8 protein-coding genes and 3 pseudogenes are annotated in these 13,190 nt (G+C 71.6%); 3 read left to right on the top strand and 8 right to left on the bottom strand.

Annotated elements, in window-relative coordinates; genetic code table 11:
- From OO62_RS41100 to OO62_RS33890, 4 genes and pseudogenes are all read right to left on the bottom strand, one after another.
- Positions 1-83 (bottom strand): DUF6243 family protein (locus OO62_RS41100; RefSeq protein WP_248782295.1); only part of this gene is annotated, 83 nt, incomplete at its 3' end.
- A 222-nt stretch (positions 84-305) separates the two neighbouring features.
- Positions 306-392: pseudogene (locus tag OO62_RS39270) on the bottom strand (flavin reductase family protein); the annotation flags it as partial.
- 368 nt (positions 393-760) lie between these two features.
- Positions 761-1,948, bottom strand: coding sequence for an acyltransferase family protein (locus OO62_RS33895; protein ID WP_051733837.1), 1,188 nt, complete (start codon positions 1,946-1,948; stop codon positions 761-763).
- 1,058 nt (positions 1,949-3,006) lie between these two features.
- Positions 3,007-3,378, bottom strand: a complete 372-nt coding sequence (locus tag OO62_RS33890) for a winged helix-turn-helix transcriptional regulator (RefSeq protein ID WP_033271541.1) — start codon at positions 3,376-3,378, stop codon at positions 3,007-3,009.
- A gap of 92 nt (positions 3,379-3,470) precedes the next feature.
- Between OO62_RS33890 and OO62_RS33885 the strand changes: the two genes are divergently transcribed.
- Entirely contained in the window at positions 3,471-4,310 is an 840-nt protein-coding gene (locus tag OO62_RS33885) for an SDR family oxidoreductase (protein WP_033271540.1), read from the top strand.
- Between the two features lie 469 nt (positions 4,311-4,779).
- Here the strand turns inward: OO62_RS33885 and OO62_RS38585 are convergent.
- Positions 4,780-5,037 (bottom strand): annotated as a pseudogene (locus OO62_RS38585) (pirin family protein); the annotation flags it as partial.
- A gap of 264 nt (positions 5,038-5,301) precedes the next feature.
- Here OO62_RS38585 and OO62_RS33875 point away from each other — a divergent pair.
- Together OO62_RS33875 and OO62_RS41095 are read left to right on the top strand one after the other, a co-directional pair.
- Positions 5,302-7,566, top strand: a complete 2,265-nt coding sequence (locus tag OO62_RS33875; protein WP_033271538.1) for a serine/threonine-protein kinase — start codon at positions 5,302-5,304, stop codon at positions 7,564-7,566.
- A gap of 152 nt (positions 7,567-7,718) precedes the next feature.
- Positions 7,719-7,893, top strand: a pseudogene (locus OO62_RS41095) (IS5/IS1182 family transposase); the annotation flags it as partial.
- A 9-nt stretch (positions 7,894-7,902) separates the two neighbouring features.
- Here the strand turns inward: OO62_RS41095 and OO62_RS33870 are convergent.
- Genes OO62_RS33870 through OO62_RS33860 form a run of 3 tightly spaced genes read right to left on the bottom strand, consistent with a single transcriptional unit; the run spans position 7,903 to position 13,052 of the window.
- Complete coding sequence (locus OO62_RS33870; protein WP_033271537.1) at positions 7,903-9,999, bottom strand: protein kinase domain-containing protein; 2,097 nt, start codon at positions 9,997-9,999, stop codon at positions 7,903-7,905.
- A gap of 37 nt (positions 10,000-10,036) precedes the next feature.
- Complete coding sequence (locus OO62_RS33865) at positions 10,037-12,220, bottom strand: protein kinase domain-containing protein (RefSeq protein ID WP_051733836.1); 2,184 nt, start codon at positions 12,218-12,220, stop codon at positions 10,037-10,039.
- A gap of 4 nt (positions 12,221-12,224) precedes the next feature.
- A complete protein-coding gene (locus OO62_RS33860; RefSeq protein WP_228332362.1) occupies positions 12,225-13,052 on the bottom strand; it encodes a protein kinase family protein in 828 nt (275 codons plus the stop codon).
- Positions 13,053-13,190 lie beyond the last annotated feature (138 nt).

Raw genomic sequence — 13,190 nt, 5'->3', positions numbered from 1 at the left:
CCGTTGTTCTGCCGTTCGGCGCGCGACAGCCTCTTGCGCTGGCCGCCGCCCATGCCCACGGGGTTGTTGATGTTCTTGCTCACGGGTTCTCCCGGAATGATGTGAAGTGATCTACGGATTCATCGGTGGGGGACGGGCGCGGCGACGCCGAAGGACGTCAGCAGGGGCCCATCACACTCTCACTCGTAAATCGGCGTCTGGAAGAACATGACAAGGACATTACCCGGTTCCGTCGGCCCCGCACGCCAGCTTTTCGCCGCCCCGGCGTCGGCCGGGCCTTCGGCGAGCGCCCGGGGTAGCCGTTTCCCGTCCGCCGAGGTGGTGGACACCCTGGCGATCGGCCGCGGCACCACGGTGGCGGTCAGCAGCCGGTAGAAGTCGTTGCGGGACATGACGGCGGGATCAAGGTCAGTGCGCTCTACGACCACCTCGCGGCCTACCTCCCCAAGCGCCCCGGCGCCTACCTCCGCATCTCCTCCGACCGCTTCGGCCTCGAAGCCGGCGTGGACCGCCAGTCGAAGACGCCGAAGACACCGGGCGACGCCTGCGCTGGGGACCGTTCGCCAGGATCTACCGCGAGAACGACACCTCCGCCTTCAAGAAGCACAAGATCACCCGGTCCGACGGATCCATCGACTGGCTCGTCCTGCGCCCGCCCGAGGTCGTGGGCGTCCTCGGGGTCGGGGCACTGCCGGCGGCCGGCTCCGCCCAGTCCTCCGGGTACGCCAACGCCGGATCACCAGACGGGCCGTGCAGTCTGTCAGTCCGCGAGTTCGACGTCGGACTTGCGTGTCTGACCGCTCAGGGAGCGTGCGGAAACGACGTCGGCCGTGCCCGCCCGGGCCCGCGCCAACGCGGCCGCATCGCCCTGGAACGCCCAGGACATCTTCGGCTCCATCACGTATCGGAACACCCGCCGTACCGGCCGCGTGCACAGCAGCGTGATCAGCGTGACGGCCAGCAACGTCACCACGACCTCGCCGACCGGCGTGCGCACCCAGGGGAGAGTGTCGTACCAACCGGACCAGCGTGCCATCTTGATCGCGAAACCGTGCAGCAGGTAGCCGTACAGCGTGCCCGCGCCCAGCTTCGTGAACCAAGTCTGCCGCCACGGCACCAGGGCCAGGAAGCACACGGTGAGCACCAAGGCGCAGCCGAACAGCGCGAGTTCCATGACCGGGGAGACCCACGCCGGCATGCCCAGGTCCTGCACGGCGTTGTTCTGCCGGAACCATGCGGAGTTCATACGCGGCGCCGCCCAGTACGCGAAGACAACGGCGCCCAGCATCACCGGCGCTGCCGCGACGCGGATCGCGCGCTGCCGCAGCAGGTCGAAGTGGGCCGGCTTCAGGTGCAGTCCGAGGACGAAGAACGGCAGGAACTGCAGTATGCGCCGCATGGCGAAGTCGTTGCCCACCTGAGGTGAGGCCGCCGCGAGCACGGCGATCATCAGCGCCAGTGGGACGGGCCAACGCACGAGCTTCCAGATAGGGGTGGTCAACCGCCAGATGAAGAGAGCTGCCAGGAACCAGTCCAGGTAGTACGGGCTGGTGAGGCTGATCGGCTCGTTCGGGGTGTCGTGAACCCAGCGCTGGAAGTAGGCGTAGAGGACCTCGAACACCACGTACGGCACGGCGACACTGGTGATGAGCCGCTTGAGTTTGGCCGCGCTGAGGTCGAATCCGCGGGAGAAATAGCCGGAGATGAGGACGAACGCCGGTATGTGGAAGGTGTAGACGGTCATGTACAGCGCCATCGCCACCCGGCCGCCGTGGGTGAGCGGCTCCCAGGTATGCCCCATGGCGACGAGGACGACCGCCAGGTACTTCGCATTGTCGAAGAACGGATCTCTGCCGCCGGACTTGGGCTCGAGGCGTGGGACGGGATCCTGCCGCCCCTCGGGCGCCGGGTCCACAGTACGTTCGAGGGGTATGGCCGCGCGGAACATTTGAGGCACCCTAGCGGCACAGCTGTAATGGGCAAAACCGTCCACACACCTGATCCGTCGTCTGCCCGTCAATGCGACGCAACGAGCGGCCAACTTATGCGTTCCGTCTGCTTGATGCCTCACCAACTGCCCCGATGGAGGACCTGTACGCGGCTGGCGCGGCCGCCTGGTGTGCTGCCGCTGCGATATGAGCCGGCTGAATTCGGCGGGCTCCCGCTCCAGCGGTTCCTCAACGCCGTGCACGCCGAGGGCGCCGCCATGGCCGACCAGCCGGGCTCGACGTGCCCGCTGAACAGCCACCCCGCTGTTCCACAGCACCCCAGGGCTCTGCTGCCTGGCTACGCTGACCACCAGGGCCCCGCTGCCGGGGCGTTCCCGGCACCGAGCACGTGCACGCCACCACCTTCAAAGTGCCGGTGTGGCACCGCGAGATGCGTGAAGGCTCCTGCCGGTCCCCGACCGTCTGAGCGACTCCAGTGCCTGTCAACTCGCCGTCAATCCGTTGACCGCGCTGCTCCTCGTGACGCGCGAACTCGACGTACAGCCGGGTGCATGGTTGTTGCAGACGGCCGCGGGCTCCACCGTCGGCCGGCTCGTCATCCAGCTGTCCAGGCATCTGGGCATGCACACGATCAATGTCGTGCGGCGACGCAATGCCGTTGAGGAGATCAAAGCGCTTGGTGGTGACGAGGTCATTTGCACTGAGGACGAGGACCTGTTGCAGCGTGTGGCTGAGGTAGCAGGACCAGCCGGCGCCAAGGCCAGCCGTTCCCGGTCGAGCGTTTCACCGAAGCTCTCTCGCTTGCCGGAACACCCGCACATGGCACCAAACCACTGTTCGTCTTCGAGGACGGTCGGGGCGAGGACGACAGGTAGGAAGCCCCCACGCCTGCGGCGCCGTCCAGTTCGGGCCAACCGCACCGCTCGGTCAGTCGGGCAAGGGATGTGTCGGCGCCAGTACCCCACAGCCAGTGCCGCCGCCCGCGTGTCCGACACGCCGGCCTCACGCACTTCAGATGCAGGGGCGACGGGTACACCGAAGGCAGGCCGCGGCCACGCTATCCCGCGCTGTACGGCGGCAGCCGCCGGGTGATGCGGTCGAACAGCTCCGTCAGCGGCTCGCCGATGTCCCGGCCGAACTCGGTCAGCCCGTAGGTGACCTGGGGCGGCGTCGTCTGCTCGACCTCCCGCCAGACCAAGCCGTCCTGGACCAGCGCGCGCAGGGTCTGGGAGAGCATCTTCTCGCTGATGCCGTGGATGCTCTCGCGCAGCTCGTAGAACCGGAGGTCGTTGCTCCGCAAGGAGATCAGCACCCAGATGCCCCACCTGCTGGTCACATGGTCGACCACATTTCGCGCCGGGCAGTCGGTGTGAAACACGTCATACCGCTTCCCCGCCTCGGCCTGTCTGTGCTGCGCACCTTCCGTCACGTCATGAGCTTACTTCAAGGTACGTCCTTACGAAAAGTTAGCCAGTGCTCCTAACGTGCAGGCGACAGAAGGCATCTGACGAGGAGCTGATCATGATCGTTGTGACCGGGGCTACCGGGAATATCGGCCGGCCGTTGACGCAGGCACTGGCCGCGGCGGGCCAGCAGGTGACGGCCGTGTCACGGCACACGGCGGCGATGCCGGACGGCGTCCGCCACGTGGCGGCCGACCTGGCCGAACCGGCCGGGCTCAAGCCCGCGCTGGCCGGAGCGAAGGCGTTGTTCCTGCTGCTGTCCGGCGACCTGCACGCCGCCGGGGCCAGTCCGGCGGACATCATCGGCCAAGCCGCGGCCAGCGGGGTCCGCCGAGTCGTCCTGCTCTCCACGCTGGGCGTGGTGACCAGACCCTTCGGCCCCACGCGGATCGCGATGCGCGCGCTGGAGGACACGCTGCGGGAGTCCGGCCTGGAGTGGGCCATCCTGCGGCCGGGTGGCTTCGCCTCCAACGCCCTGTGGTGGGCCGAGTCCGTCCGCGCGCAACAGGTCGTCGCCGCACCTTTCGGCGACGTCGGGGTGCCGATCATCGACCCGGCGGACATCGCCGAGGTCGCGGCGGCCTGCCTGCTGGAGGACCGGCACGCCGGCGGCGTGTACGAGCTGACCGGCCCTGAGGTGATCACGCCGCGCCAGCAGGCGGCGGCCATCGCCGGCGCGTTGGGCTCGCCGGTGAGGTTTCACGAGCTCACCCGCGACGAGGCCAGGACCGCCATGGCCCAGAGCATGCCGGCGGAACTCGCCGACGACACTCTGGACATCCTCGGTTCCCCGAGCCCGGCCGAGCTGCGCGTCAGCCCGGACGTCCAGCGGGTCCTCGGCCGCGCCCCGCGCCCCTTCGCCGAATGGGCCGCCCGCAATGTCGCCGCGTTCCGCTGAGACCTCTCAGCGCCGCCGGAACCGCTCCTCGTGCTCCGCGATCCAGTGCTGATGATCGAGGAGCCTTGCCCCGGAGTTGAGGCTGACATGCCTCCGGTCGCCCCGTGTATGTGCTCAGCGCTACTCGCCACCTGGCCGTAGCCATACGAGAACAGGGGCGGGCCCGGCCGTCGCGCTCATCCAACCGCCGATCGCCCGCGGCCTCCGCGCCCACGGTCGCCGGCTTGACCGCGATTCTGCGCCACTCCCCCGCCAGCGCAGGCCGCGACGTCGACGCGCCGTGGTCTGGATCCGCCTCTGCGCCGGTTCCGCGGCCGCAGCGGCCACCCTGACGACGCCACCACAAAGGCTGCCCCGGACCTGACGATCAGGTTCCGGGCAGCCTGGCGTACCGGGTGGCGGCCGGGCCGGGCATACGCGGTGGCGTGGACCTGGCTTGGGCGAAGCGAACTTCGAAGCCTGCGGCGGGCTCGGGGGGGGCGGCGCGACGGTGGTCGGTGCCGGGTGAGTGCTCTTCGCGCTCCCCGCTGAAGAGCCGGCTCACCGTCTGTAGTCCGGCGTGCGGATGCGGGGCGACATCCATGCCGTCCGTCAGCGAGACGTCGTCGGGGCCGTAGTGATCAGCGAAGCACCACGCGCCGATCAGAGTCCGGGCGCGCTGCGGCTGTGTCCGCCGCACGGCCATTGTCCGGGGTCCGCCGAGGGACACCTCGCGGGCGCCGTCCATCCCCAGCTCACCGGCGACCTCCAGCAGCAGCTTCTCGCCTGCGTCCAGCGGAACAGACCGGCCGGGCCCCGAGGCGGCGTTATTCGCCCGCACCGCGCTGCGCGCAGATCGCCGCGGAGAAGTGGCAGCACTTCCAGGCGGTGCTGCAGAAACTGACGGAGCGGGGGGAATGTCAGGCACAGGCGATGGAGCGGCTAGTTTGTGTGCAGGACTGGTACGCAGGCCCGTGGTGGCAGAGGTGCACGGGGGACGGGAGCGGGAAGAGTGTCGCTGCGCGCAGGTGATCCAGCCGAGATCGGTGGTTATCCACTTGAGGCCCGGCTCGGCTCGGGTGGCATGGGCACGGTCTTTCTGGCCCGTACGAGTTCGGGGCGTCCTGTCGCGATCAAACTGATCCACCAGCAGTTCGCGGCGAACGACGAGTTCCGCATCCGCTTCCGGCGGGAGGTGGCGGCGGCGAGGCGGGTGAGCGGCGCGTTCACCGCCGCCGTGGTCGACGCTGCCCCTGAGGCCGAGCAGCCGTGGATGGCGACCACCTATATCCAGGGGCCCACGCTCTCGCGGCGCATCGCCACGAAGGGCCCGCTGGACGGAGCGGAGCTGAGGAGGCTCGCCATCGGGCTGGCGGAGGCGCTGCGGGACATCCATCGGGTGGGGGTCGTCCACCGTGACCTGAAGCCCTCGAACGTCGTGCTCTCGCCCGAGGGTCCACGCGTCATCGACTTCGGCATTTCGCGCGCCGTGGACCAGCAGACGCTGACGCTTACAGGGCGGGTCATCGGTACGCCGCCCTTCATGTCGCCGGAGCAGTTGCAGGCGCCGCGCGATGTGGGGCCGCAGTCCGATGTCTTCTCGCTGGGGACGCTGGTTGCGTACGCGGCGACGGGCCACGGGCCCTTCGACGCGGAGAGCCCCTACATAGTTGCGTATCAGGTGGTGCACGGGGAGCCGTCGCTGGAGGACATGCCGGCGGCCTTGCGCGCGGTCGTCGAGTCGTGCCTGGCCAAGGAGCCCGACGGGCGCCCCTCGGCGGACGAACTCCTCGTGCTGCTACGGGACCTGCCGGCCGACCTCGGCCAGGCCGACGCGTGGGGAGTTGACGCGGGCCGCACCCGCGACGTGATCACCCAGCATCACTTCGCGACGCCGGCCACACCGGCGCCGGCCACCCCGGCGCCGACTGCCCCGACCACCGCCCCGGCCGGTCCGGATACTGGGAGCGCCGACACCCCCATCGGCCGCCGACCGCGTCGCCGATGGCGCCCCGTGCTCGCGGCCGCGGTCGCGGTCACAGTGGCAGCGATCGGTGGAGGAGTCGCCGCACTGGTGGCGGGCAGCTTTGAAGGAAACAGCGGCGGCGACAAGGGCAACAGCCTTGCGGCCCCGGGTGCCGCACTTCCGGACGGCTTCAAGTCGTGGCACAAGACCGTGCCCGGCGGTCGCCCGGACATCCCCGACGAGCTGCGTTGCGTCGCGCGCGGCGACGCGCTGTTCTGCGGGGGCGGCGGTGTTGTCGCGACCCGTATCAGGGCCAGGGACGGCTCGCGGCTGTGGACGGTGAAGAGCCCCGGCGTCCCCGCCAACGGCATGTACTTGGTGGGTGCCACCGACGACACGGTGATCGGTTACCGCTTCGCCGCCCAGGACGCCCCGCAGAACCCTCGCAGCGAGGTGGTGGCCATCGACGCGAACAACGGACGGGAGCTGTGGTCCGTGCCGTCCGGCGCCCAGTCGACGGCCGTCATCGGTCGGACGCAGGACGCCCTTGTGGTCGGCTCCGACGTGGTGACGGTCGACGCTTCCAACTCCCGCTTCGAGGCCCGCAACGCGCACAGCGGTCAGGTCACATGGACGTCGCCATTCCCAGCGGGTACGCAGTGCGCTCCCGTCCCGGTGGGCCCACAGCTCGTCGCGATGTGCGCGAAGGACGAGGAGGTGAATGCCTTTGCAGTGCGCCACCCCACCCTGTACCCGGTCGACCGCGCCTCGGGGACGCTGGGCAGGCCCATCGCGGTCAACGGCCCCGCCGTGCCGATGGGCATCGCCAACGGCAAGCTCGTACTCCTGCAAGTACACCTGGGGGGAACGGAGCTGGACCGCTACAACGGGGTGGCACGGGTCGACACGGCCTCGCAGAAGGTCACGTACTCCCGGCTGGCCACGACATACACGGGGACGCCCGGCATGGCGGGCAGCACCGTCTACGTGAGCAGGCAGACCGGTCTCGTCACAGCACTCGACCCCGCGACCGGCCGGGAGAAGTGGGCACGGCAGACTGGCGTGGAGGGCGCGTCGGGTCCTGTTCCGGGAGCCGACGCGCTGTATTTCAGCTCGGCCACCGGCCGGGTGGTCGCACTGTCGCCGCACGACGGCAAACCCCTGTGGACAACAGATCCGCAGGCCGATGGGTTGACGGGCCAGACGGACGCAAGCCCGCGTGTGACTCTTGCGGGGCGTGCGGTGATCGTGGCCGCGGCCAAGAACACTCTCTTCGCTTTCGACGCGCAGAAGCCGCCGAAGTCGGGCTGACCCGGGGGCTGGACGGCGGCTGCAACATTGCCACGGGGTACCGCGAGAAGCTCCGCCGCCGGCACCACGTACCAAGATCCGCTCGCCGGCGGTCATGACGGTGCGTGCGCTGACCGATGAACGGCATCTGTGCGCAACCGCTGCTGAAACGCATCCGCGTCCCGCGCCTCGGTCCAGGCCGCTCGCGCCGCCGCCCCGACCACGTGCTCGCAGACGAGGCATACAGCTCTCGCGGATTCCGCGCCTACCTGCGGGATCGGCCACACCATCCCGGAAAAGGCCGACCAACAGCTGCAACGACACCACCGCGGCCGCCAGGGCGGCCGATGACGGGCCCTAGTACACCGGCAGCGCCAGCAGAGTCGCGCGGTTGAGGACGAAGAGGCGGTTGTCGCTGGCGGCAATGGAGCGGGCCTGGCCGCCGGTGAGGGCGTAGGTCTGGGGCTGGCCCTCTCCGGAGCGCGGCAGGCCGCTCACGCCGGTTTCGCTGCTCTCCACGATCCAGACGCTGTTCCCCTGGACGACCGGCGGCCGCCACGGCGGGACGACGCCGCCGACCATCACCGGGTCGCCGGCCTGGCTGCCGTCGGAGTGCAGCGACCGCAGCGCGTCACAGTCCAGCGCGTACACCACGCCGCCGGCCACGGTGGGCGGGCCCCATCCGCCGGCGCCCCGGCTGGGCGGTCGCAGTGGGTTCTGCGCCCACAGCTCGCGGCCGTCGGCGATCTGAACCGCAGCCAGACTGGTGCCGCCCAGATAGGCGGTGGTGCCGTCGATGGCGGGCCGCAGCGCTCCTGCGGCCTGCCCCTTGCGGACCCATGCGCGGGAACCGTCCTCCGCTCGGACCGCGGCCACGTCCCCCGTCTCCGTGCAGAGCACCAGATGGCCGGCGCCGAGGGCCGCGGCGGGGTGGCCGCCCGCCAGCGACAGCGGTGGCCGCCGGGTCCACCGCACTTTCCCGTCGGTCCCCACGCAGCGCAGCCGCCCATCGGTGGTCAGCAGGTAGACGGCGTGGGCGTCGGCGGCCAGCAGGGCACCCACCTGGGCATCCACCGTCCACCGGGGGGACCCGGTGGCGGCCACCCAGGTGCGCAGTGTCCCTTCGCCGTCGGCGGTGGCCACCAGACGGTCCCCGATCGACAGATAGCCGGCGTCCGCCTTCGCCTCGCCGATCCGCCACCGCTCCCGGCCGTCGGTGACCCGGCGCGCTGCGACGCCGCCACCGGAGGCCGCGTACACCACCACATCACGTACCGGCAGCGGAGCCGGCGACCCGGCGTCGGCCACGTTCTCGATGGGGCCCCACAGCGGGGTCGGTGAGCCGTCGGCGGAGCCGAGCGGCGCGGCCCGCACCTTTGCGGCCGGCGGGATGTCGAAGGGGTCGGACGGGGCGTCACCGCCGTGACCACGGCTGAGCCACCAGGCGGTGCCGCCGCCTGCCGCGGCCAGCAGCGCTCCGCCGCCGGCGGCCGTGGCCAGCAGCCGCCGCCGGGTGAGGCGGGGGGCGTCGGCCGCGCCGTCCACGACGGTGGTCGAGGGGTCGGCCGGACGTTCCGTGAGGCGGCGTGCCGCCGCTTCCCGTTGCCGGATCTCCTGTCCCAGCCGACCGGCCTTCCACAGGCGTTCGGGCTTCTGCGGTGCCCCTGCGGCGTCGGCGACCTGGGTGGGCAGCGGGCGTGCCACCGGGTCCTTGGCGAAGCACGGTGTGATGAGGTACCGCAGGCCCTCGGGAACGTCCTCCAGGTCGGGGCTGCCGTGCACGACCTCGTACAGGACGGCCGTGATTTCGGCGCCGGTGTACGCCGGCCGGCCGGACGCGGCGAAGGCGAGGACGGCGCCGAGGGAGAAGACGTCGGCCGCCGGTCCGACGCGCCGGCCCAGGACCTGTTCCGGCGCGCCGTAGCCGGGGGTGACCGGGATCTGTCCGGTGCGGGTGAGGGTCAGTCCGTGTTCGGGGCGGGCGATGCCGAAGTCGATCAGGCGGGGGCCGCGTGAGGTGAGGACGACGTTGGGGGGCTTCACATCCCGGTGGACCAGCCCCGTGGCGTGTACGTCCTGGAGCGTGCGGGCCAGTGACCGCGCCAGCTCCCGCACGGTGGAGTCGTCGAGCGGCCCGAAGTCCTTGACGGCGTCGTCCAGCGTCGGGCCGGCCAGGAACTCCGTGGCGATCCACGGCCTGCCGCCCTCCAGTTCGGCGGCCAGTACGCGCGCCACGCCCTCGCTGGTCACCGCCCGCGCGGTCCGTGCCTCCCGGAGGAAGCGCTCGGCAAGGTGCCCGTCGTGGGCGAGTTCCGGCAGCAGGACCTTCACCGCGGCGGGGCGTCCGGAGGCGTCCGCTCCGAAATACACCTTGCCCATACCGCCCTCACCGAGGACGCCGTGGAGACGGTAGGGGCCCAGGCGCAGCGGATCGCCCTGGCCAAGGGGTTTCACGGTCGGTCATCTCCTGAATCGGGAACGGAGCGGAACATCAGGCGAGCGGGAGGGCGATGGTCCGCTTCTCCTGGCGGACGTACAGCCGGCCGCCCTTGGGGTCGGCGGTCAGGACGAGCGGCTTGGTCTCGTACGTCCACACGGCCTTACGGGCATGCAGGTCGACGGCGCGCAAGCCCTTGTCGTCGACGCAGTAGGCGTAGCGCTTGCCGATCGCCGGGGCCGTCTCCCGCTGGTTCTTCCTGCCGGACAGCCCCTTCTCCTGCCAGTTCAGCGTGCCGGAGAGGGCGTCGACGGCGATCAGTCCCCGGTCGGCCTCGACACAGTAGACGACTCCTTCCTGGACGACGGGCGCGCCGTAGCGCCGCTCCTCTCCCGCGCTGTCGCCGACGTCGCGCCCGTTCCCGAAGAGCCACGCCAGCCCGCCGTCGGACAGCCGTCGGGCGGTGAGGGATTCGGCGCCCAGGTACACGTTGTGGTCGTCGGCCACCAGCCGGGTCGGCGGGGTGCCGGCGAACGTCTCGGACATCTCCCAGAGTTGGCGGCCGTGGCCCTTGTCGTGCGCGGAGAGGCGGAAGAAGTGCGAGTCCTTCGCCGGGCTCCCGCACAGCACCACCCGGGACCCCACCACGCCGCCGCACAGCACGGGCGGGGCGCCCGCGGCCTGCGGCTCGTCCACCGGGCTGCGCCAGCGCTCCTTGCCCGAGTCCAGGTCGGCCGCGACCAGGTACCAGCGCTTGCCGGAGGCGGACCGGGCCACCAGGTAAGCGATGCCGTCGACGACGCACAGCAGCTGGTTGAACTGCTCCTTGCCGTCGAACGCGGCGAGTTCGGCCAGCGGCTTGCCCAGGTAGCCGTTGGTCTGCGAGACCTCGCACACCGCCAGCGACGCCGCCTTCTCCTCGTGCCCCCGCAGGGCGTACACGCGGGTGCCGTCGGTGGTCGACCGCCAGGTCTCCTCGATGTTCGCCTGCCAGGTCGACTTGCCCGACTCGGCGTTGATGCCGCACAGCACGATCCCGGCGCGCATGACCAGGTTCCGGCCCGCGCTCATCACGTCGCCCCCGGAGTCCGGGCACCACAGGCCGGTGCTCCACAGCGGTGCCGGGGGCTTCGGCCGGTCCACGGCGTCCTTCTTCTTGGCGCCGCCTCCGCCGCCACCGGAGTCCCCCAGCAGGGCCCAGCCCCCGCCGCCGAGGAGCCCGCCGCCCAGGAGGGCGCCCCCGGCCACGGCCAGCAGCCGTCGTCGCGAGACGCCCGGTACGGGGGCGACCTCGGGCCGCGGCGCCTCGGCGGGCACAGGCGGCGGCAGACGGTGCGGCGGCTCGCGCCACACCTCGTCGCTGCGTCGGGCGATCTCCCGCAGCACCCCGTCGGGCAGCAGGTCCGCGAAACCGCGGCGGTCGCCCGGCGCGTCTCCGGTGCCGCCCAGCGCGGTGTACAGGTCGGCGGTGGACGGGCGGTGCGCGGGGTCCTTGGCCAGGCAGCGGGCGAGCAGGGGGCGCAGCCCTTCGGGAACCCTGCCCAGGTCCGGCTCACCGAACCGGACTCGGTACAGCAGGTCGGTGGGGGCCCCACCGCCGAACGGGCCGAGGCCGGTGGCGGCGAAGACCAGCACCCCGGCCAGGGCGAACACATCGCCCGCCGCCGCGTGTTCCAGACCCGATGCCTGCTCGGGCGACATGAACGCCGGGGTGCCCACGGCGCTGCCCACGCTCGTCAGGTGCTCCTCGCCGAAGGCCCGTGCGATGCCGAAGTCGATGATCCGCGGGCCCTGCGCCGTCACCAGGACGTTGGACGGTTTCAAGTCACGGTGCACGACCTCCGACCGGTGAAGCTGCTCCAGCCCTGCGGCGAGCAACGCGCCGAGGGCGCGCACGGCCGGCTCCGGCAGCGGCCCGCCCGCTTCGACGGCCGTGTCCAGCGGCGGGCCGAGGACGTACTCCGTCGCCAGCCACGGGGTCGGTGCCTGGGGGTCCGCGTCGACGACCGCCGCACCGTGACCGGAACCGATGACGCGTGCCGCGTCCGCCTCCAGCCGGAAGCGGGTGCGCAGCGTGGTGTCCGCGACCAGACGGGTGTGCAGCGTCTTCACCGCGACTGTGCGCCCGCCCGCCGAACGGGCCAGGTAGACGGTGCCCATGCCGCCGCCGCCGAGGCGGGCGAGGATCCGGAACGGCCCGACGGTGTGCGGGTCGTCGTGCAGAAGGGGGGAGATCACGGTCTCAGCGCTCCTGGGTGGGGAGTGCGGCGGCGAGGACCTCCGCCGACTGACGGGACAACGCCTCGACGACACGGCCGGGCAGCGACACCGGCTCCGTGGAGCCGGCCAGTGCGCCGTACGCCGCGCCCGGCAGCAACTCCGCCAGCACCCTTGCCGGCTCGGGCCGGCCCTCCGGGTCGCGCGAGCGGCAGACCGTGATGATGTCCCGCAGGCCGGCGGGTATCTCCTGCCTCTCGGGCACGGTGTGCCCGGTCGCCGCGTACGCCAGCACGGCGCCCAGGGCGTAGACGTCCCCGGCCCGGCCCACCGGGCCGCCCGCCGCGATCTCGGGCGCGAGGCAACCGGTCTCCAGCCCGGTCGCCGACGCGGCGGAGGCTCCCGCCACCGGGTTCGCGCGCATCGCGCCGAAGCTGCCCAGGAGCGGTCCGCAGGCGGTCAGCAGCACACCCGCGGGGCAGACGCCGCCATGTACGACGCCCAGGACGTGGGCCGACGCCAGGGCTTCGGCCAGCGTGCCGCCGAGCGTACGGACCAACGGTTCCGGAAGCGGGCCGCCGTGCGCGGCCAGGACGGCGGGCAGCGGCAGTGCGGGCCGGTAGGGGGAGGCGTACCAGGGAAAGGCCGAGGTCCCCCCGAGCTGGGCCACCGGCCAGAACCCGGGCTGGGTCAGCCGGGCCGCCTGCTGCGCCTCGGCCCCCCACCGCGCCGGGTCACCGCCGAGTGGCGGCAGACACGCCAGCACGGTGCGTCCGCCGTCAGCGCTACGGGCCAGATAGCGGCGTTCCGGAACGCCTCGGCTGCCGTCGGCGTCAAGACGCGCCAACGTCACAAAGTCCCCAATCCGCGCAGGATCGTCCTGCCGGAGCCTCTCCACTCGACTTCTCCCCCATCAGGCTCGTTACGGGCGTGAGCCTATATACGGCGGTGACGCGAGTGAAAAGGGGGGACGGCATCCGGGCGACGGACG

Source organism: Streptomyces lydicus, from assembly GCF_000717345.1.
In the GTDB taxonomy this organism is placed as follows: domain Bacteria; phylum Actinomycetota; class Actinomycetes; order Streptomycetales; family Streptomycetaceae; genus Streptomyces; species Streptomyces lydicus.
Note: the sequence above shows the minus strand (reverse complement) of the source record. Positions and strands in the feature narration are given on the sequence as shown.